Source organism: Azonexus sp., from assembly GCF_030824335.1.
Lineage (GTDB): Bacteria > Pseudomonadota > Gammaproteobacteria > Burkholderiales > Rhodocyclaceae > Azonexus.
Genome location: NZ_JAVBXX010000044.1, coordinates 69,819 through 90,896, shown reverse-complemented (window position 1 = coordinate 90,896; position 21,078 = coordinate 69,819). Strand labels below are relative to the sequence as shown.

21 protein-coding genes and 1 tRNA gene are annotated in these 21,078 nt (G+C 60.2%); 2 read left to right on the top strand and 20 right to left on the bottom strand.

Annotation, left to right across the window (positions count from 1 at the left end; translation table 11 throughout):
- Positions 1-42: 42 nt before the first annotated feature.
- Positions 43-119, top strand: a tRNA-Asp gene (locus RCI20_RS17710).
- A gap of 125 nt (positions 120-244) precedes the next feature.
- A complete protein-coding gene (locus tag RCI20_RS17705) occupies positions 245-1,660 on the top strand; it encodes a transglycosylase SLT domain-containing protein (RefSeq protein WP_306607927.1) in 1,416 nt (471 codons plus the stop codon).
- A 62-nt stretch (positions 1,661-1,722) separates the two neighbouring features.
- Here the strand turns inward: RCI20_RS17705 and RCI20_RS17700 are convergent, their stop codons facing one another.
- The 20 genes from RCI20_RS17700 to RCI20_RS17610 all read right to left on the bottom strand — a co-directional run bounded on the left by RCI20_RS17700 (position 1,723) and on the right by RCI20_RS17610 (position 20,980).
- Positions 1,723-3,720, bottom strand: a complete 1,998-nt coding sequence (locus RCI20_RS17700) for an ABC transporter ATP-binding protein (protein WP_306607925.1) — start codon at positions 3,718-3,720, stop codon at positions 1,723-1,725.
- A gap of 11 nt (positions 3,721-3,731) precedes the next feature.
- The gene (locus RCI20_RS17695; protein ID WP_306607923.1) at positions 3,732-4,319 is read right to left on the bottom strand and encodes a DUF6036 family nucleotidyltransferase; all 588 of its coding nucleotides are present in this window, start codon (positions 4,317-4,319) and stop codon (positions 3,732-3,734) included.
- Between the two features lie 3 nt (positions 4,320-4,322).
- A complete protein-coding gene (locus RCI20_RS17690; RefSeq protein WP_306607921.1) occupies positions 4,323-4,616 on the bottom strand; it encodes a hypothetical protein in 294 nt (97 codons plus the stop codon).
- A 100-nt stretch (positions 4,617-4,716) separates the two neighbouring features.
- On the bottom strand, positions 4,717-6,138 hold the full coding sequence (locus tag RCI20_RS17685; RefSeq protein ID WP_306607919.1) for an ABC transporter permease: 1,422 nt from the start codon (positions 6,136-6,138) through the stop codon (positions 4,717-4,719).
- Positions 6,135-7,112 (bottom strand): ABC transporter permease, encoded by a 978-nt coding sequence (locus RCI20_RS17680; protein ID WP_306607917.1) that lies wholly within the window; start codon positions 7,110-7,112, stop codon positions 6,135-6,137. The genes RCI20_RS17685 and RCI20_RS17680 overlap by 4 nt, the downstream gene beginning before the upstream one ends.
- Positions 7,113-7,210: 98 nt before the next feature.
- Positions 7,211-7,567 carry a hypothetical protein gene (locus tag RCI20_RS17675; protein ID WP_306607915.1) on the bottom strand — a complete coding sequence of 119 codons (357 nt, stop codon included), beginning with the start codon at positions 7,565-7,567 and terminating at the stop codon, positions 7,211-7,213.
- 83 nt (positions 7,568-7,650) lie between these two features.
- Positions 7,651-7,821 (bottom strand): Lar family restriction alleviation protein, encoded by a 171-nt coding sequence (locus tag RCI20_RS17765; protein WP_373691537.1) that lies wholly within the window; start codon positions 7,819-7,821, stop codon positions 7,651-7,653.
- 34 nt (positions 7,822-7,855) lie between these two features.
- Positions 7,856-9,202 carry a dicarboxylate/amino acid:cation symporter gene (locus RCI20_RS17670; RefSeq protein WP_306607913.1) on the bottom strand — a complete coding sequence of 449 codons (1,347 nt, stop codon included), beginning with the start codon at positions 9,200-9,202 and terminating at the stop codon, positions 7,856-7,858.
- 158 nt (positions 9,203-9,360) lie between these two features.
- The gene (locus RCI20_RS17665; RefSeq protein WP_306607911.1) at positions 9,361-11,724 is read right to left on the bottom strand and encodes a hybrid sensor histidine kinase/response regulator; all 2,364 of its coding nucleotides are present in this window, start codon (positions 11,722-11,724) and stop codon (positions 9,361-9,363) included.
- Between the two features lie 135 nt (positions 11,725-11,859).
- Positions 11,860-12,747 (bottom strand): bile acid:sodium symporter family protein, encoded by an 888-nt coding sequence (locus tag RCI20_RS17660; protein WP_306607909.1) that lies wholly within the window; start codon positions 12,745-12,747, stop codon positions 11,860-11,862.
- A 39-nt stretch (positions 12,748-12,786) separates the two neighbouring features.
- On the bottom strand, positions 12,787-13,293 hold the full coding sequence (locus RCI20_RS17655; RefSeq protein WP_306607907.1) for a TlpA disulfide reductase family protein: 507 nt from the start codon (positions 13,291-13,293) through the stop codon (positions 12,787-12,789).
- Complete coding sequence (locus RCI20_RS17650) at positions 13,290-14,117, bottom strand: ABC transporter permease (protein WP_306607905.1); 828 nt, start codon at positions 14,115-14,117, stop codon at positions 13,290-13,292. The genes RCI20_RS17655 and RCI20_RS17650 overlap by 4 nt, the downstream gene beginning before the upstream one ends.
- Before the next feature lies 1 nt (position 14,118).
- Complete coding sequence (locus RCI20_RS17645) at positions 14,119-14,655, bottom strand: hypothetical protein (RefSeq protein WP_306607903.1); 537 nt, start codon at positions 14,653-14,655, stop codon at positions 14,119-14,121.
- Between the two features lies 1 nt (position 14,656).
- Entirely contained in the window at positions 14,657-15,508 is an 852-nt protein-coding gene (locus RCI20_RS17640) for an ABC transporter ATP-binding protein (protein WP_306607901.1), read from the bottom strand.
- Between the two features lie 53 nt (positions 15,509-15,561).
- Positions 15,562-16,527, bottom strand: coding sequence for a NapH/MauN family ferredoxin-type protein (locus tag RCI20_RS17635; protein ID WP_306607899.1), 966 nt, complete (start codon positions 16,525-16,527; stop codon positions 15,562-15,564).
- Positions 16,524-17,384 (bottom strand): 4Fe-4S dicluster domain-containing protein, encoded by an 861-nt coding sequence (locus RCI20_RS17630; protein ID WP_306607898.1) that lies wholly within the window; start codon positions 17,382-17,384, stop codon positions 16,524-16,526. Before RCI20_RS17630 ends, RCI20_RS17635 begins: the two co-directional genes overlap by 4 nt.
- The gene (gene nosD / locus RCI20_RS17625) at positions 17,381-18,745 is read right to left on the bottom strand and encodes a nitrous oxide reductase family maturation protein NosD (RefSeq protein WP_306607896.1); all 1,365 of its coding nucleotides are present in this window, start codon (positions 18,743-18,745) and stop codon (positions 17,381-17,383) included. The genes RCI20_RS17630 and nosD overlap by 4 nt, the downstream gene beginning before the upstream one ends.
- A 4-nt stretch (positions 18,746-18,749) precedes the next feature.
- Positions 18,750-19,727: a hypothetical protein gene (locus RCI20_RS17620; protein ID WP_306607894.1), complete on the bottom strand. Its 978-nt coding sequence runs from the start codon at positions 19,725-19,727 to the stop codon at positions 18,750-18,752.
- Positions 19,728-19,852: 125 nt separating this feature from the next.
- Entirely contained in the window at positions 19,853-20,584 is a 732-nt protein-coding gene (locus RCI20_RS17615; RefSeq protein ID WP_306607893.1) for a c-type cytochrome, read from the bottom strand.
- An 84-nt stretch (positions 20,585-20,668) separates the two neighbouring features.
- On the bottom strand, positions 20,669-20,980 hold the full coding sequence (locus tag RCI20_RS17610) for a c-type cytochrome (RefSeq protein WP_306607892.1): 312 nt from the start codon (positions 20,978-20,980) through the stop codon (positions 20,669-20,671).
- Positions 20,981-21,078 lie beyond the last annotated feature (98 nt).

Sequence of the window (21,078 nt, the reverse complement as noted above, 5' to 3'; positions counted from 1 at the left end):
TGGGGACGCCAAGAATTTGGTAGTAAGCACAGTTTTAAGTGCGGAGTGGTAGTTCAGTTGGTTAGAATACCGGCCTGTCACGCCGGGGGTCGCGGGTTCGAGCCCCGTCCACTCCGCCAACCTTTTCAAAAACCCGGCTCCGGCCGGGTTTTTGTTTTTCTGCCTACGCAATCACGGGCGCTACCTCTCACCCGGTTATAATTAGCGGTTTGGTCGCCCCCGTTCATGCTTGGAGCATCAGTTCATGCCGCATCGTAACGTTCAGTCGGCACTTCGCCGTCTTGCCGGAATATGTCTTGGTGCATGTGCGCTCGGACTAGGCAACCCGGCCAATGCTGATCTCGAGTTGCAGCGACAGCTATTGATTCTTCCTTCCCCCCAGATACAAGCCGTTTCGGCCGATGGGCTGAGTATTCATGAAATCAAGCCACCGCCGGAACTGCCGATCAATATTGACCTGACGCTGCGCACCAACGATCTGTGGGAAAGAATTCGGCATGGCTTTGCCATGACCAACCTGAATAGCGATCTGGTGCTGCATTACCAGCAGTGGTATCAAAACCGACCGGAAGCCTTGCGCCGGATGATCGAACGCAGTCGGCCCTATCTGCATCACATTATCGAAGAACTGGAAATTCGGGGCATGCCGACCGAACTGGCGTTGCTGCCAATGGTTGAAAGTTCATTCAATCCGATGGCGCATTCGCCGGCAGCGGCCTCCGGACTTTGGCAGTTCATCCCGGCCACCGGCAAGCGTTTCAACCTGCAGCAAAACTGGTGGCAGGACGAGCGACGTGATGTCATGGCCTCGACCAGCGCCGCCCTCGACTACCTGCAAACGATCTACGACATGCACGGCGACTGGCACCTGGCGCTGGCTTCATACAACTGGGGTGAAGGCGCAGTCAAACGCGCCATCGAGAAAAACGAAGCGCGCGGCCTGCCGACCGATTACCCCAACCTGACGATGCCGAATGAAACCCGGCATTACGTCCCAAAGTTGCAAGCCCTGAAGAACATTCTGGGCAACCCGGAAACATTTCAGCGCCTTGGCTTGCCGCACATCCAGAACGAAACCTACCTGGTGACAGCAGCCACACGACGCCCGATGGACGTAAAGACGGCAGCCCGCCTGGCCAATATGTCACTGGAAGAGTTTCGCCAGCTAAACCCATCGCACAACCGCCCGATCATCAAACCAGACACACCGGTGGTCTTGCCGGCAGACCGTCTGGAGACCTTCACGGAAAACCTCGGCAACCACGATGAACCACTGACACAGTGGCAGGCCTACGCGGTCAACGCCGGCGAAAGGGTCAATGAAATTGCCGCCCGTTTCGGCATTTCAGCCAGCGAGTTGATCAAGGCCAACGGCTTGCCCGGCAATGTCCGTCTGGCTGCCGGGTCCAGGCTGCTGGTGCCGGGCAATGGCAACACGGAAAGCCTGCAACGCATGCTGGGTATGGAATCGTCACCGGTGATCATTCAACCTGAACCCAAACCGCGTGCGAAGAAGCAAAAAGGCGGCGCCAGGGAAATCAATAGAAAAGGCGCAGGAAAGGCCAGTCAGGCAAGTCCGAAAAATATCCGGCAGAAGGTCACCACCAAGGCCAAAGCCACCCCGCCTAAACCCACGAAAAAATCGGCTAGCCGGAAATAATCTCTCAAATCACACCTTGCGCCAACGGTCAGGCGGCTACAAAACGGCAACGAAACAGCAGACTAGCCCGGCCAGTGGCAATTGACCACATGCGTTCCAACAGCGGTCGATTCCGGATAACGCTCACGACAAAGATCCGTCGCCTTCGGACAACGCGGATGAAAATGGCAACCGGACGGCGGATTCGCCGGTGATGGAGTTTCACCCGGCAGGCGGATGCGCTTGGCGCCATTGTCGGCCTCAAGCCGGGGCTGAGGCACTGCCGACAACAAAGCTTGCGTATAAGGATGACGGGCATGCTGAAGTACCTCTTCAGCCCTGCCCCGCTCAACGATACGCCCGAGATACATCACCGCGACATCGTGCGCCAGGTATTCGACCACGGCGAAATTGTGCGTGATGAACAGGTAGGCAACCCCCAGTTCAGCCTGCAATTGCTTCAACAGGTTGAGTATCTGCGCCTGCACCGACACATCGAGCGCGGAAGTCGGCTCGTCGCAAATCAGGAGTTCGGGCAGCACGGCCAGCGCACGGGCGATGGCGATGCGCTGGCGCTGACCACCGGAAAACTCGTGCGGATAGCGGTCGACCGCTGTCGCCGGCAACCCCACCCGATCGAGCAGCGCGACCACCGCCCGCTCACGGGTTTCAACATCGCTGGCTAGCTGACCAGGCAGACGGAAGGCGCTCATCCCTTCGGCAATGATTTCCCCCACCCGCAAGCGCGGATTCAGCGAAGCGAACGGGTCCTGAAAAACCATCTGCATGTGGCGCCGCGCCGCACGCAGGGGCTTTGCCGCCATGCCGACAAGTTCCCTGTCCGTCAAGCGGACACTGCCAGCCGTGGGTGGAATCAACTGCAATAACGCCTTGCCGACTGTCGTCTTGCCGCAACCGGATTCGCCGACCAATGCCAGCGTACGGCCCGGTGAAATGGCCAACGACACGCCGTCGACCGCAAAAACGTGGCCGACGGTCCGCTGCAGAATGCCTTTACGGATCGGAAAATGCACCTTGAGGTCAGCGACATCGAGCAAGTTGCCGACAGTTTCTTGCCCGACAGCATCGTTGACCGCAGAAACGACCGGCAGTGCGGATTCACCAAGGGCACTTTGCCAATGGCAGCGCACCGCATGTCCGGCTGTCGCCTCGCGCCACTCAGGCGACTGCTCGCGACACACCGGCATCACCTGCGGACAACGCTCGGCGAAACGGCAGCCGGCCGGCATCGCCGCCAGCGACGGCACCTGGCCGGGAATCGTGATCAGTGCCGCGCCACGCCGCGAGACTTCCGGCAGTGCGGCAAACAAGGCCTGCGTGTAGGGATGCGCGGGTGCCGTGAAAAAATCTTCACGACTCGCCACCTCGACCAGCTCGCCGGCGTACATGACGCCGATGCGGTGCGCCATGCGGGCGACGACGCCGAGGTCGTGGGTGATCAGCAGCATGCCCATGCCGCGGTCGACCTGCAATTTGGCCAATAAATCGAGGATCTGCGCCTGCACGGTCACGTCGAGCGCTGTCGTCGGTTCGTCGGCGATCAGCAGTTCCGGCTCGCCGGCCAGCGCGATGGCGATCATCACCCGTTGCTTCATGCCGCCGGACAACTGGAAGGGATATTCCGCCAAACGCCGCTCAGGATCGGCAATGCCGACCTGACGCAACAGGTCGAGCATGCGCTCGGTCGCTGCCACACCGGCAAGGCCAAGGTGGCGTTCAAGCACTTCGCCGATCTGGCGACCGACGGTGAGCACCGGGTTCAGGCTGGTCGCCGGCTCCTGGAAGATCATCGCCATGCGCCGCCCGCGCCAAGTGCGCATCTCGGCTTCCGGCAGCGCCAGCAGATCCTCGCCATCGAGGCTGACCGAGCCACCGGCAATGCGTCCGGCACTCGGCAATAGCCGCATCAGCCCCTGCGCGGTGGCCGACTTGCCGCAACCGGATTCGCCAAGCAGCGCGAAGGTTTCGCCGCGCGAAATAGTGAATGAAATGCCGTCGACCGCAAGCAGCGTCTGCCGGCCGGCGACGAAACCGAGGCGAAGATCAGTAACAGAAAGCATCGGCGGCAAGGTCATCCTGGGTGTGAAACATCAACGGCGGCCGCACGGGCGAGCGCCAGTGCATCACGCAAGTTCAGACGCAACATGGCCTGGCCGCCGATATAGCCTGCCAGCGCCGCATTGGCACGCTGCTCGATTTCATCGGCATGGGTCAGGCCATGGCGAACGAGCGCTGCAATGTCTTCCTTGTCGTTGTCGGCCAGACGCGCGATCTTGCTGACAGCAAGATCGACCGGGGAAAGCACACGAACCTGCAACTGCTGCAAGCCAAGATCGACTGGCAGGGCATCATCGAGATAATCGGGGTGCAGCAGGGCAAAAGTCGGGTTGTAGTTGGTATCGAGATAAACCACTTGCGGACTGCCGTCCTCCAGCGTGACTTCGACCATCAGATCATTGGGGAGAAGCAGGCGACCGCCAAATTCCGCATCGACGTCGGTCGTCACGCGATTGGCGGTGTAAAGATGCACGGCCATTCCGCCGGCAAGATAGACATTCACCGTCTGGCTCAGCGCCAGCCGTTCCTCGAGTTGGCGCAGCAAGGCCTGCAAGCCGGTGGCCAGTGCCGTGCGCGTATGAAATTCCGGCTTCGCTGGCATCGGTCAGCGCCTCGCCAGCAGCCGTTGGCTCAGCATGTCGCGCAGGCGAGGCAGGCCGATGAGCCAGCCTTTTCCAAGTACGTCGACCGGTGCCAGACGTTCGCCCGGATGCGTCGCGAAATATTCATCGCTAACCCGCATCAGTTGTCCGGATTCGCGCGGAAAGCGCGATTGAACGACCATCGCGGCCAGGCGGAAGACATTCGCCTCGCATTGATCCCGGGCCACTTGCCGGGCATCGTGTACGACATCGGCACAGCGAGTGAGCAGCGCCGACTCAAGCGCTCTGGCATTCATGAAGGCAGCCTCCGAAAACAATACGCCTGCCGATTTTCGCAATGCATCCGCGGCGGCGCAAGCAAACGTTCGCGCATCGATTTTCCTGAAACAGGACGCATCATGCCGCCCTCGGGTCGAATGCGTCGCGCACGGCGTCGGCGAACAGGTTGGCGGCGAGGACGAGGATGAACATGGCCGAGAAGGCGGCGGCCAGCGACCACCAGACGACCGGCTCGCGGCCGAGTTCCATGCGCGCGTTGTTGATCATCGTACCGAAGCTGGTCATCGTCGGATCGACGCCGATGCCGACGTAGGACAGCACGGCTTCGGCCAGCACGAGCCCGGAGAAATCCATGACCAGCGCGATGATGACGATGTGCATTAGATTGGGCAGGATGTGGCGCAGGATGATCCGCCAGCTCGACACGCCAAACGCCTGCGCCGCCTGGATGTATTCGAGCTCCCTGAGCTTCAGCGTCTCGCCGCGCAGCAACCGACAGAGGCCGGTCCAGCTGGTGATGCCGAGGATGAAGCACAGCGCCAGCAGGCGCAGGTCGGCGCGTTCGGCAGCGGTGGCGAACCATTCAGGATGGCTGTCGATGACTACCTGCATCATCAGCACCGCGGCGGCGATCAGCAGCACGCCGGGAATCGAGTTGAGGACGGTGTACAGATACTGGATCACGTCATCGACCCAGCCACGGAAATAACCGGCGACGATGCCCAGCAACACGGCCATCGGCAGCATGACCAGTGTCGTCACCAGGCCGATGATCAGTGCCGTGCGCACGCTTTTCAGGATTTGATAGAGCACGTCCTGGCCGACCTTGTCGGTGCCGAAGACGTGGTACTGACCGGAGAGGTAGAACAGCGGCACGACCACGATCAGCAGTAAGCCCAGCGTTGCCAGCACGGCATTCCAGGCAAAAACGGTTTCGCCACGCCAGATTTTTTGCCAACCGCTGCCGTCGACCGCAATATCCGCCGCAGTGTTGGCCGTAGCGCCCACGCGCGTAGCCACTGCAGCAACCACCGCCAGCCAGGCCAGCAATGACAATACCGCCAGCCGGAAGGCGGTGAATCCGGCATCCGCCAGCACCTCGTCCTCACGCTCGCCAAGATGGCTACCGCCATGTTTCAAGCGGGGAAACTCGCGCACCGCACCGAGGCCCGGGACATCGACGGTTTCCTTGGCATACAGCCGGGTGGCAAATGGCGCCGAATAGGTTTTTTCATTTTTCGTGCGCAGCGGCGCGGCCAGCGCATCGAGCAGCGACAGCACTTCGATGCCGTACTGCGTTTTCTCACCCGGCTTGCCATCGAGGGCGACACGGTAATGCAGGGAATCGAGCAGGCCTATCAGCAGGAAAGCGAGCAGGATGGTGGCCGATGCCATGCCCATCCGGTTCGCCCCGACCCGGCGCCAGGCTGCCAACAGCGGCGGGCTTTTGCTGATCAACACGCCCAGCCCGATACCGGCAGCGAGCAGCAGCCAGACCAGCACATCGGACCACAGGACAACAATCTGGAAGCCCGTCATGAGAACCGAATCCGCGGATCGACCAGGGTGTAGGAAATATCGGTCAGGATCAGCCCGACGATGTACAGCACCGAGCCGATGAAGACCATAGAACGGACCACAGCAAAATCCTGCGCGTTGATCGCGTCAATGGTGTAACTGCCCAAACCGGGAATGCCGAAGAAGGATTCGGTCAGCAGCGAACCCATGAACAGCAGCGGAATGACCACCACCACACCGGTCAGGATGGGAATCAGCGCATTGCGCAGGATATGGCGGAAAAACACCAGCGTTTCCGGCAAACCCTTGGCCCGGGCGGTACGCACGTAATCCTTGTTTACTTCTTCAAGAAAGATCGTGCGGTACCAGCGGGCCGACGAACCGATGCCGGACACCACGCCGATGACCACCGGCAGGATCAGGAAGCGCCAGGCATCCAGCCCATCGCCGAAACCGGATATCGGCACCAGCCGCCACACCTTGCTGATCAGGTATTGCCCGCCAATGATGTAGAACAGCCCGGAAATCGACATCATCGCGACGCAGATCACGACGCCCCAGAAGTCAAAGGCCGTGGCCCGAAAGAAGGCCAGGACCAGCGCCAGCGTGATGGTCACGAACAGTCCGAGTATGAAGGTCGGCAGTGCAATGGCCAGCGACGGCAGCATGCGCGCGCTGATTTCGCGGGCGATGTCGCGGCCGTCCTCGGCACGGCCGAAATCGCCAATGAACATGCGCGCCGATTTTTCAAAAAAGATGGTGTTTGTTACGGTCGACAGCCCGTCGACCGCAGAATTGACGAACAAGGGCTTGTCGTAGCCGCGCTCGACCTTCCATTTCTCGATGGCCTCCGGCGTGACCCGTTTGACCCCGAGTTGCATGCGCGCCATGTCGTCCGGCGTGTTCACGATGAAGAACAACGCAAAGGTGATCAGGTTGACGCCGATCAGGATCGGGATGGCGAACAGCAGGCGGCGGAAGATGTAGGCAAGCATTGCCGCGATTATGCCAAGACCCGGCTCAGGATGGCCAAAGCAATGCGCCCAAGGCGAAAAAAGAGTGCCGGAACTTGGGGACTTGGCTCAAGCCAGCCTCACGGCAAGGCGTTGGCGGCACTATCCTCGTCGTCGTAGCCATGCTCTGTCTCAAGCTCCTCGGTGAACCGGCTGACCAGATCGGCCCGCCCTTCCCGCGTCTTGATGCGCAGCAGCAACTGCTCGAAGGCGTCATCGTCAATACTGCCGGCAGCACGATTAACCGCCAGGACATGAACCAGAAACTCGATGTTTTCCAGGTCTTCCGGACAACCGGGGAGCTTGCCCAGGGCGCTGGATAATGCATTGGCCAGCGATTTTGGCTGGCCTTTTGATGATGCCGGGGCAAGGTCGTGATGGGCGGCTTGCACGATCCGGATCATGTCCGGATGATTCTCCGGGAGTCTCTCTTCCATGGTGCGGTGTACTCAGTTAAGCAAGAGCCGACAGTTTCCAGACTATCGAACGGTGCGGCAAGTAGCACGCACCAGAAGCGTACTCATTGCCGCGTGTTCCACAGGGCGATTGCCAAATTTTCATCCGGACCGGACGGCCCCAGCGTCCGGCACGCCCGACAGACCACAGCCCAGGCGTTAACATCGATTTCGATCGGTCCAACATCTGTGCCATCGCAGAATGGACAGGGTGCAAGATGCGGCACCCCATCCATCTCGCTCAATACAGAACGCCTACTTTGCATCGGCTTAGTGATGTGCGACAACCGGCTGCGGCGTATGCGCGATATCGGGCTGCGGTGCATCGTCGAGCACCAGTTCCGGGTTTTCGGCCTCGTCCAGCGTTTCATTGTTCAGCACAGCGTTCATCCGCTCGGTATCAAGCGCCTTGCACCACTTGGCGACGACCAGGGTGGCCACGCTGTTGCCGATGAAGTTGGTCAAGGCGCGGGCCTCCGACATGAAGCGGTCGATGCCGAGGATCAGGGCCAGACCAGCCACCGGCACCGTGCCCACCGCCGACAGCGTCGCGGCCAGCACGATGAAACCACTACCGGTCACGCCGGCAGCGCCCTTCGACGTCAGCAGCAGAATGACCAGCAGCGTGATCTGCTGGCTCAAATCCATCGGCGTGTTGGTGGCCTGGGCGATGAACACCGCGGCCATCGTCAAGTAGATCGAGGTGCCATCGAGGTTGAAGGAATAACCCGTCGGCACAACCAGGCCGACCACCGACTTCTGCGCACCGGCATTTTCCATCTTGGCCATCAAACGCGGCAGCGCCGATTCAGAAGACGAGGTGCCGAGCACCAGGAACAACTCTTCCTTGATGTACTTGATCAGTTTCCAGATGGAGAAACCGTGCAGGGCAGCAATCGAACCGAGCACACCGAAAATGAACAGCAGGCAGGTCAGGTAGAACGCTCCCATCAGATTGGCCAATTGCGCCAGGCTGCCCACGCCATGCTTGCCGATGGTGTAGGCCATCGCGCCGAAAGCACCGATCGGGGCAACCTTCATGATCACGCCGACGATACGGAACAGCACGTGCGACAGGCGCTCGATCAGTTCGAATACCGGCTTGCCGCGCTCGCCGAAAGCATGCAGGGCGTAACCGAACAGGATGGAGAAAAACAGCACCTGCAGCATGTCGCCCTTGGCAAAGGCGTCGACCACACTGGTCGGGATGATGTTCATCAGGAACTGGGCGGTGGTTTGCATCTGCCCCGGCGCCGCGTATTTATCAATGCCCTTGGTGTCGAGCGTACTCGGATCGACGTTCATCCCGGCACCGGGTGCCCAGACATTGACGACGATCAGTCCGATGATCAGCGCAATCGTGCTGACGATTTCAAAATACAGCACAGCCAGGCCACCGGTCTTGCCGACCTTCTTCATGTCTTCCATGCCGGCGATGCCGACCACGATGGTGCAGAAGATGATAGGCGCGATGATCATCTTGATCAACTTGATGAAAGCATCCCCGAGCGGCTTCATTGCCGCGCCGGTATCTGGATAAAAATGCCCCAACGCGACACCGATCGCAATTGCGATCAAGACTTGTACATACAGACTGCCGAATATTTTTTTGTTCACTGCGTTCCCCCAGGAATTTGGAAATTTCGGGAGTTCATCCCGACCCGGGGCGCGAGTATCTTACCGAGCGAAAAGCTGCGTAATTGTGGCTTTCCGAATTGTGGTAAACCACAACTGCGCTTTGTTTTTCGGCAACCTTGTGCTGACTGTCGTCAATGCTACGGCTTGTCGAGTGCCGACAAGGCCTTCAACAATACCGAGTAGAAAAGCGCAGGCTCGACCGGTTTGGCAATGAAATCAACCATGCCGGCTTGCAAGCAGCGGCTACGGTCTTCGGCGAAGGCATTTGCCGTCATGGCCAGGATCGGTGTATTGGCCTGGCGCTCGAACTGCCGAATCTGGCGGGTTGCATCAAGGCCATCCATGCGGGGCATCTGCATATCCATCAGGATCAGCGAGTAGTCGTTGCTTGCGGCTTTTTCGACTGCTTCGATGCCATCTTGTGCAATGTCGGCAAGCAGCCCGGCATCCTCCAGCAACATCTGCGCAATCTCGCAATTGATCGGCTCGTCTTCGGCGAGCAAAACGCGGCAGCCGGCGAATTTCTGTTTTATCGTGCTGGCGCTGTCATCCAGTCGTTCTTCCGAGACTGGACTTGCGCCAGATACATCCTTGCGCAGGCAAGCTGTAAACCAGAAGGTGCTGCCGATACCCGGGGTGCTTTGTGCGCCAGCCTCCCCGCCCATCAAGCGGGCCAGTTTACGGGCGATGGCCAGCCCCAGGCCTGTGCCACCATACAAACGAGTGGTCGAGTTGTCGGCTTGCTCAAAGGCATCAAAAAGTCGCGTAATGGTTTCCGGTACGATACCGATGCCGGTATCGCGGACTGAAAAACGCAGGCATACGCTATCTGCCTTGTCTTCCAGCATCTCCAGCTGCAGGACGAGTTCGCCATGTTCGGTAAATTTGACCGCATTCGAGATGTAATTGAGCAAGGCCTGTTGCAAACGGGTTGCGTCGCCCAGCAATCGACAGGGCAATGGACACAGCTCCGTACGCAGTTTCAGGCCTTTGGCATCCACACGGTTCTGCATGATGGAAACGACATTGCCAATCACGCTTTCGACAGAAAGAGCGGTTTCCTCAAGAACATACTTGCCGGCTTCGATCTTTGATATTTCAAGCACGGCATTGATCGTTTCCAGAAGATGCGTGCTGGCGGACTCCAGCTTGCCCAACTGCTCGGTCTGTTGCAGCGACAGACCGCCCCGGCGAATCAGGTAAGCCATGCCGGTAATGGCGTTGAGCGGGGTCCGTATCTCGTGACTCATATTGGCCAGAAACGCACTTTTCGCGACACTGGCCGCCTCCGCTGCATTCTTCGCCTTGTTCAAGGCCTGTGTGCGCAAATCAACCAATGCCTCAAGATTCTGCCGATAGTGGGCGAGTTCGGCATCGAGTTGCTTGCGCACTGTGACGTCCTGGATCGTACCGAGCATCCAGCAGGGTGCGCCATCCGCATCAAAGCGTAACTGGCCGAGACCGAGAACCCAGCGCGTTTCGCCATCCAGGTTGCGCTGAATGCGGTATTCCTTGTTGAAAGACTCATGGTCTTTCAACACGTTCGTCGTGATGTAATCCTGCATCATCTGGCGGTCTTCTGGATGCACCAGCGCCAGCCAGCCGTACAGCGTGCGCGGATAATCTGCGCCGATACCGAAAATCCGTTCCATGACTTCCGACGACGACCAACGGTCGCTGGCGATGTCGAATTTGTAGGAACCGATATTGGCTGCAAGCTGCGAATCGCGGAAAAAATATTCGCTTTCCTTCAGCCTGTGTTCGGCCTCGATACGCTCGGTAATATCGCGGGCGACCCCGAACAGGCCGATCATCTCGCCCGCTTCGTTGCGGATCGGATATTTCCGGTTATCGACCCAACCACGCCGACTGCCATCCTTGGTCAGGAACTCCTGCTCCTCATAGGCGGCGGAGAGGCCGGAAAAAACCTGTTTTTCGAGCCGGTAGTAGATATCGGCGTAGTACTCCGGAAAAACGTCGTAATCGGTCAGGCCGAGCAAATCGGTCCATTGCTCGGCGGGATGGCACAAGGTAACCAGCGTCTGACTGGCGCCGGTAAACACATGGTTACGATCCTTGAAATAGATGAAGTCATTGGTGTTCTCCATCATCGCGCGGAAATTCGCCGTGTTTGCCGCATCCTCCATCGTCCGCGGCAGGCTCTTGGCATCCTGCAACTGCAATATCAACTCGATACTGCCGTCGTCCAGTCGCCGTTTGGTATAAATCGCCTTGATGCAGCGGATGCGACCATTCGCCTGGCGCACACGCAAATTATCGATTTGTTCGCCCGGCGGAAGTGTGGGTCCAAACAGCGCAGCAGCGACATCGGCATCGTCGTGGTGAATGCAATCCGGCAGGCTGACCTCCCCGTGCACCAAGGCAGCGGCGGAATAGCCGAGCAGCGTGGACACATCGCCTGCTACCTCAATGACAGCAGGCGCTTCGGCAATCGCGAAACGGAGAGATGCTGCGACAACACGGAGAGGGACAACGGGCATGGCGAGCATCACTTGGGGAACTTGTTACCTGATGGTAGCAGAAGGCTAGCCCGCCGATCTGTCCGGAAAAACGGCTTCAATGCCGGTCGACCGGAACAAAACGCATCAGGTCTGGCAAAACCCGCGTGACAGCGGCTATGGCACGGCCACCCAGCCGGCCGCCCGCCGACTACGGACGATAAACAGGAAGGCGATGGCGCCAAGATTCATGGTTAGGGCGTACACCACGCTGGGCACGGCAAGTTCGGGAAGCTCGAACAGCGACAGCGCGACAAAGATGCCGAGGCCGGCATTTTGCAAGCCACATTCCATGGCGATGGCGATGGTTTCGCGACGCTGCAACCGGGCAGCCCAGGCGAGCAGCGCACCGCCGAGCATGGTCAGCACATTGAGCAACACGGTAGCAGTACCAACCTGGGGTAGACCGGTAAGGATGGTTTCGCTGTGCGAGGCGAAAGTCACGATGACGATGGCGACGAAAAAGCCGGTGGCAAATTTGCTGACAACCTGCTCACCGCGCTCACCGATCAGCTTGAAACGCAGACGCAACAACATGCCGCACAGGATTGGCAAGGTCGTCACCAAAAGCAGCCCACCCAGCAATTTGCCGAGCGGCATGTCGCCGGGCTGGAGCAAGGCATCGGCCGGCACGCCGCCGCTCTGCCAGTCAAGAACCGTGTTGATGATGAAGGGCAAGGAGAGCAGCGCAAGCAGACTGCTGCTGACGGTCAGAACCAGCGACAGCGCCGTATTGCCGCGTGCCAGGTGAGTCAGGAAAGCGGAACTGACACCGCCCGGACAGGCCGCGATGATCATCAGGCCAAGCAGCATGGTTTCGGACAAACCGAGGCCAAGGCCGATCATTGCGGCGATCAGCGGTACCAGCACGACCTGGCCGAGCATGCCGAAAGCGACGCCGCGCCAGTTGCCGAGCGCAGTACGAAAGTCGTCCACGCGCAGCGACAGGCCGAGCGAGAACATGATGAAGGCCAGAGCCAGCGGGAGAAAGAGAGTATCGATCATGGTCAGCGGCCGATTATAAGGGGGGCGCGCCGGCCCGGTTCACTTCAGCAGCGCGTCCGCCGCGGCAGCGAAGTCGGCGCGGGTGAACAAGCCCATCTTGCGTAGCACAATATTGCCCTGACGATCGATCAGCAGCGTGAATGGCAGCCCGGCCTGGCTGTTGCCAAGGTTCTGCATCAGCCAGATGCCTTTTTTCTTGTCGACGACCATCGGGTAATTGACCTCGTAGGCGTTGGCGAACTCCTGTACCGCAGCGCCATCTTCTTCGATGGCGATGCCGAGCACCGTCAGCCCGCGCCCGGCAAACTCGGTCTGCAGCTTTGCCAGCTCCGGGATTTCCTTGCGGCACGGCGGACACCAGCGGGCCCAGAAATTGACGATCAGCGGTTTGCCGCGAAACTTCTCCAGCGCCACCGGCTGGCCGTCGGTCGCGTTCATCGTGCTGCTGAACAGCCCGGCCGTGTCGGCAGCGAATGCTCCGGCCGACAGCAGCAAGCCGGCGGCCAGCAGCAGCGCCCTGCCCCGGGCGATCACAGCCGCGCTCACAACAAATCTCCGCGACGGAACAGGAAGTAGCCGAGCGCCGCCGAGCCGACGCCGAGCGCTGCCGGGTAGGCCAGCGCGAAGAGGCGGAAGCCGTCGGCACCGAACAGGTCGAGGATGACGTAGGCCGATGGGCCGAGCACGATCAGTTGCGGGTCGAACATGGCCAGCGCGGCGGTGCGGAAGACCTGCAGCGGATTGACCAGTGCCAGCGTGACGGCGATTTCCGGATCGACGCGGCCCTGGATCATCACGCCGAGCAGGATCAGGTCGAGGAAGAGCAGCAGCACCAGCCAGATCATGAAGGCGGCGCCCTGCGCCATGTCGGTGCTGCGCGCCACCGCCGAGATGAGCATGCCGATGCCGAGGAAGCACAGCGCCATGGCGGCAAGCAGTCCCGTGTAATAGGCGAACATGTTCCACGGCACTTCAATATTGCTGAAGCTGGCCCAGATCACCGCGCCGAGCATGGCCAGGAAGACCGGTGCGAAGACGACGATGTAGCGGCCGAGGAATTTGCCCCAGAACCAGGCCTGCAAACTTACCGGCAACGACAGCAGGTATTCGAAGACGCCGGCCTCGCGGTCGCCGGCAACCGAGCGGACGGTGGTGATCAGCACGAAGATCGGCAGGATCGCCATGGTCAGTTGGATGTAGGTCACCAACAGACGCGACAGGCCGATGAAGCCGAGCACGCGCGATTCGGTCAGGCCGAAGACGAAGAGCAGCGCAACGATGCCGCCGAAAACCAGCGTGTAAATCTGGAACCAGCGCGCACGCAGCGATTCGACGATATCGAGTTTTGCGGTCAACCACAGTTGATTCATGTTATTTGCCCTTGGCCAGTACGTGCTGGCGGGTATCGGTGAAGTCCAGCGCGCCGGCCAGCGGCGCCGAAACGGCGGCGAAGTTGTAGCCCATCGGCGAACTGCGGGTAACGAAATAAGCGCGCTTCGGCTCGAGCCAGCGCATTTCCTCGCGGCTCTTGCTGTCGTAGTCGGCGAGCCAGATGCGGGTGGCGGCGTCGGCCAGCCACGGGTACTTGTCGGCCTTTTCCTTCTGCCAGAAGATCAGGCAGCCGACGTCGTCGAACTTGAACACGGTGTCGTTCGGGCCGCCGCGCATCTGGGCGGCGAAGCGGCGGTCGGAGATGACCATGTTGCAGCGCACGCAGGTATCGCGGTCCCACTTGATCTCGGCCATGCCCTCGGGCCAGTTGCCCTTCTTGCCGCAGCCGGCGATCAGCGCCGCCAGCGGCGTCAGCAGCAGGCCGCCGGCGCCGAGGCGGCCGATGAAATTTCGTCGATTATTGCGACCATGGAAACAAGGGCTGGCCCCAGGGTCGACCGCAGGATTGCCGCACATTTCAGGCCTCGCGCAGCGACAGGTCGCTGACCAGCGCCGTGTAGCGCGACACGATGCCAAGGAAACGCAGGCGATCCGGGCCGGCGATGCCGCCCTGCCAGACCAGTTGCTCGGCGTCGGGCACCAGTTGCCAGCCTTCGACGGCCCTGGCGAACGCCGGCTCGAAGCGCTTGAGGACGATGCGACAGGCGAGCATGTCGGTCAGCGTCGCGTCGTCGGCGACCTTGTCGTCGATGACGACCTTGCCCATGTCCATCTCGATGACCCGGTTGACCAGCGACGAGACCTCGTCGAGGCGGTGGCTGGAAATGATCATCGTCGCGTCGTTCAGGCGTTCGGCCAGCAGGTCGAAGAAGATCTTGCGCGCTTCCGGGTCGAGGTTGGCGGCCGGCTCGTCCATGATCAGCAAGCGGGCGTCGCGGCCGAGCGCGATGGCGATCAGCAGCTTCTGCTTCATGCCGCCGGACAGGCGCACGAACTGCCGCGCCAGGATGCCGTCGACATCGAGCCCGAGCCGCTTGCCGATGGCGTGGATGCGCGCCGGGTCGGTCTTGCACAGCGCCGCCGAGAAGTCGATCAACTGGCCGACCGGCATCTTCAGCGGCGGCGGCAGCTGCGGCACGAAGCCGATCTTGCCAAGCACCGCGGTGCGGTTGGCACGCGGGTCGAGGCCGTCGATGCGGACTTCGCCCTGGTGGTCGTATTCGCCGAGCAGGCAGCGGATCAACGTGGTCTTGCCGGCGCCGTTCGAGCCGATCAGCGCGACACGCTCGCCGATGCCGATCTCGAGATCGATGCCGTTGAGGACGCTGGCGCGGCGGAAGGACTTGCTGAGGTTCTTGAACTGGATCATGGGTTCGATTTTAGGCGGGACGTTTGCGGTCCACTTTGAATCTGGATCAAAAATCACAAGAGTTTCGCCAGGCCTTTGACCTCAAAACGCAGTGCGCCGGTCGGGCAGATGTCGACGCATAGACCACAACGCGTGCAATCCGGCCCCAGGCCCAGCGTTTCCTCGGCAGCACGGCCTTTGATCGTCACGTCGAGGACGTGCGGCACCAGGCAGACCTTGCGGCAATCGCCCTCATGGAAACAATGTTCAACGTGAAAGGAAACCTGCAAGGGCGACAGCGCACCGACCGCACCGTAGGTCAGGCCGATCGGGCAGACATAGCGGCACCAGGCACGGCGCGACCAGAAGACTTCAAACAGCAGCAGCAGGAAGACCCAGCCGAGCGCCAGCCCCGGCCCGTAGATCAGCGCCCGCGACAGGATGCCGGTCGGCGAGATGGTCTCGAAGATGGTGTAGCCGGTGACCACCGACAGCAGCGCGAAAAGCAGCCAGAACACGGTGCGCGTGCCGCGATGGAATTCGTGGTCGGTGACGATCTTGCGGTCGACCAGCCACAAATGCAGTTTTTCCGTCCATTCGGCGAGCAGGTGGTAAGGGCAGACCCAGGAACAGAAACTGCGCCCGCCGAGCAGCACCCACAGCAGGAAAACCGTGAAGGTACCGATGAACAGGTTCACGATGATGTGCTTGTGGGCGAGCATCACGTGCAATGCCGAGTTCAGGTCGATCAGGTGGAAGCCGACGAAGCGCGACGCGGTCAGCGCGCCTTCGAGGATCTGGATGTCGAGCCAGAAGCTGAAGACGAACAGCAGGTTGGTCGCGATCAGCACCGCCCAGCGGCGATTCCGCCACTTGTGGCTGACGATGTGATGGTCGCGCGCGTGCAGTTTTTCCTTGATGTAGCGATCCTTGTCCTCGTACTTGAGGAACATGATCTTCTGCACCTTTTCCGACACCTTTTCCGGCTTGGTCGGTGCAGCGCCGAGCATGCCCTTGAGCAGATCGAGGTAGCGGCTCATCGCGCGGCCTCCTTCCAGACGGCCTGCGCATCGACGACGATGGCCGCCGGGTCGACCGGGCAGATCATCTCGCAGACGCCGCAGCCGACGCATTGTTCCTGGACGACCGGCATGAAACGCTGGTCACCGGCTTCGTTGACGAAAGGCTGCAGCGAAATGGCATCCTTGATCGGGCATTCGGTGACGCAGAGATCGCAGATGTCGCGCTCGTAGGGGTGGTCGCGCACGGGGATCGGTGCCCAGCGGTCGACATCGACGTAGCGCATCTCGCCTTCGAAATCGGCGCCGCGCGCCAGCCCCTTGAACCCCTTGCCCTGCACGGCCAGACAGGATGCCGGCCGGGCCAATCGGGCAACACCAAAGCGTTCCTTCAGGTTCAGGCTGGGTTCGGCATCTTTTTCCTTGGCCTTCAGGATCGGTGCATGCGCCAGCGGCGCACCGGCGCGCACCTTGAGAAAATCGGGTTTCTCGTAAGTCAGTGAGCCGGTCGGACAGGCCAGGATGCATTGCACCGCGTCGCAGGAAAAATCGCAGGCCTGATCGCGGGCGGCGATATAGGGCACGCCGAGGCCGAAACCGTCGTCGATGTCGCCAAGCTTGATCGCCGCAACCGGGCAGACCTGCACGCACTGGCCGCACTTGATGCAGGACGAGAGGAAATCGGCTTCGTCGAGCGCGCCGGGCGGGCGCAAACGCGGCGCGCGGGCGCTGCTCACCGGGATGTAACCGAGCAGCGAGATACCGACGATACCTGCGGTCAACCCCACCGATTGCAGGAATTTGCGCCGTGCCTTCTGTGCCTTCTCGATTGACATCGCCGGCTTGTGCGCCGCCGGCCTGGGTTCGTTTTCGCTCATGACACGGCCCTCCGTTCCGGCTTGAAGAACAGCGGTTTTTCATCGCGCAGGATCAGGTCGGGCGCCGAGAACGGTGCCAGGCGTTCGAGGAAATCGAGCAGTTCGAGTACCGGCGAGCTGCGGAAAAAACGCGCCATCGGCAACTCGATCCAGATCTGGTCAGCATAGGAATAGAGTTCGTGCTTGCCATCGCCGACACCATCGCCGTTACGGTCGAAACCCTGGTAATCGTCCCAATAATTACCTTCCCAGAAATTCTTCGCCGAGTTGTCGCTGCGTCCACCGTAAGCCACCTGCGTCAGGTTGCCCTCGAAGACGTTGCTACGCATGTTGTTGCCGCCGGTTTCACTGTTGAACTGGATGCCGATGCCGTTGAAGGCCAGCCGGTTTTGCTTGATCTCGATGCTGCTGTCGGGCTGGAACGGCGACAGGTCGGAACCGATGCCGATGCCGCAGTAGATGATCTCGTTGTTCTCGATCAGCGTGCCCGAAGCTTCCTTGAAGCCGATACCCATGCCGGTGGCGCCGGTGGCGTGCGAGATGATGTTGTTGGTCGCCGCGCCGCCTTCGGTGTACATGAAGTAGACGCCGACGGCGTTGTCGTAGAAACGGTTGCGGTCGACGATGTTGTCGTTGGCAAACATGAAGTGGATCGAGTAACGGCTGCGCCGGCCGAGGTTGTCGACGAAACGGTTGCGGTGCGAATACCAGGCGACCATGTCGCGCGAATCGATGATCTCGTTACCCTCGATCAGGTTGTCGTTGCTGTACCACAGGCGCAAACCATCGCCGCGCACGCCGAGTTCGAAGGGTTTGGAACTGATCTTGTTGTTGCGTACGACGCTGTGATTGACCTGCTTCAGGTCGATGCCGAACAGGCAGTTGTCGACCACGACATCCTCGATCCGGTTGTTGCTGCCGCGCACGTCGAGACAGGAATCGTCGGTGTCGTGCGAATCGCCCGAACCGGTCAGGCGCAGACCGCGGACGACCGAATTGCCAGCGTTGAGCATCATCACCGTACCCTTGTCGCCAGCGTCGATGGTGACCTGGCCGCCGCCGTCGATGGTCAGCGGCTTGTCGATGCTGACCGGCCCGGCATAAACACCGGGCGGCGGCTTCAGCACGGAACCGGGTTCGGCCTTGTCAACCAGATCCTGGAACGGTTTCAGGCCGTGCACCCGCTTGTCGCGCTGCATCAACATGAAAGTCGGCTTCGGCCGGTCAATGGTCACCCGCGGGGCGCTGCCCATGTCCGAGCCCATCTCGCTGCCGAATTCCTGCTCACTCTGACCGAGCGTGGCTGTGCCCAGAAGGGACAGCGCGAGCACCGTCCGCATCAATCTCGACGTGGTTTTCACGGGTTTACTCCTGCTCCGGGTTCTCCCGCAATTGCTTGCGGCGGATCAGCAGGGCCAGCATCATGCAGACGAAGATCGCCAGCAGCAGACCGTAACCCCAGTACGGGTATGAGTAGGTGGAGAACTGCGCGACCTTGCCTTCACCGAACACCGTCGGCATGAAGGGTTTGACCGTGAAGGCGCCCCACGGATGCAGGTTGTGCCCGAAGAACCACAGCCAGGCCGAGTAGGTAATGACGAAGAAGGCTGGCAGCAAGGCCGGCACCAGCGCCATCAATAGCTGGAAGCTGCGCAGCTTGGCTACCCCGGCAATGACGATGCCCATCACGGCGATCAGGCCGAAGATGACGATCTGCGAAATCAGATGGACGTTGTCGCCCCAGGCCTTGATCTTGTCCGGTTCATTGAAGAAGGTCGCGGTTTCCGCCGTGTAGGCAGTGATATGGCTGGCCAGCTTGCCCATGACGAACTGGTCGACCAGCATCCATCCGGCAACGGCAGCAAATCCTGCGGTCAACACGAGCAGACGCGGCTTTTTGCGCGGTACGGCGAAGGCCAGCAGCATGACGGCGAAGAAACCGAAGAAGAACTTGGCCAGCGGTTTTTCGACCGGTGCGCCGGAGGCAATCGGGAACATCCCGACATAGTGGTTGATGGTGTTCATTTCATGGACGCAGTCGAGCCCTTCGGCGCCCTTGTCGACATTTTTCTTCGCATCGAGTACCGGATTCCAACGCTCATCCTCATGCGACAAATCCTTCTGGATGATTTCCTGGGCCATCCGCGTGCCCTTGCCGGCCGCCTTGCAGCCGTTATAGACACCATCGAAATGGAAATGGATGCGGATGCCGTCAGGAAAGGCATCCTCGGGATAATTCGGTGCGGTCAGCGACACCCACCAGATGGGGGCGAAATAGGCGGCGATCAGGCAAATCAGCGAAACGAGACTGAGGCCGGCGATGATACGGTTCTGCTTCTCCATGGGACTACCCTTCTTCTCTCTTTTTGCCCGCGCCAATCGGGCTGATACCGCCTGCCACAGGCAGGCGGCTGCGCAACAGACTGATTTTTCAGTTTCTTGTTTGCGTCGGTTTTACGGCTTGCACCTTACTTCTTGCCCTTCGGCTTGCACATCGCACCCGGCATTTTCAGGCTGGACTGGTAGGCGGAAATCGCCACCAGTTGCTCATTGGTGTAAGGCTTGATGACCTTGACCATGTCCGGATTCGCATTGCGCCGATGGCCGTCACGGATTTCGGTCATCTGGCGCAGCAGGTACTTGTAGTGCTGACCGGCGATCACCGGGTAGAACTTGGATTTCTCGCCCTCACCGTTCTTGCCGTGGCACTCCTGGCACTGCTTTTCATACAACACCTTGCCCTTGGCGATCTGCTCAGCCGCATCCGGCCCTTCGTACTTGCCATGGTCAATCGGAACACACAGCTTCTCGATGTAGGCGGACACATGGGCCAACTCTTCCGGATCGTGCAGTTCCTTGGCAAACGGATACATCGTCGGGTTATCGCGCAGGCCCATGCGAATGTCGGCCATCTGCTTGATCAGCACGGTGGTGTGCTGGCCGGCCAGTTGCGGGAAGGTACCGTCGGGACGACCGGCGCCGGTGGGCAGATGGCAGGCACCACAAATTTCGTAGCCCTCCTCACCCTTCTTCGCGTCGCCCTTGACGTCCAGAGCGGCTTTCATTTCACCTTCCATCTTTGCCCACTCGTAGTTCTTCGACTCGATGCCGGCGGCTTTCGGTGCATTGCGCGGATCAGCCGTGGCCAACCCCGGGATGAGCATGGCGGCCAAGGCCAGCGCGATTACTTTTTTCATCATTTTTCCCTCTCGATTTTCAGGACGTTTTGACTGTAGCGCCGATGTGCATCAGAAAACTTTGATATACATCGTGCATGCCATCATTTACTTCAGTGACGCCAGGTACTCGGCCAGCGATTTGATTTCAGCATCGTTCACCAGATGCATGACACCCTGCATGGCCGCCGTCTGGCCGTTATTGCGGGCACCGCTCTTGATATCCTTCATCTGCTGTTCGGCATACGCGGCGTTCTGGCCGGTCAGCTTCGGATAAGCCGGCATCAGGGGCTTTCTGCCTTCCTTGCCATGGCAGGCCACGCAGGTTTTTTCTGCATAGAGCTTGGCGCCCTCTTCCGGTGAGGCAAAAGCAGCGCTGGTAGCAGCGACAGCAACGAGCAGAGCAAGAATTTTCTTCATGGTTATTCCTTTGAAAAAGTCTGGAGGGCAGTTTCCAACCACCCCGGACGGAATGCCTTAAGGCATATCAAAACAGTGGATTTACTTGTGCCATGGGC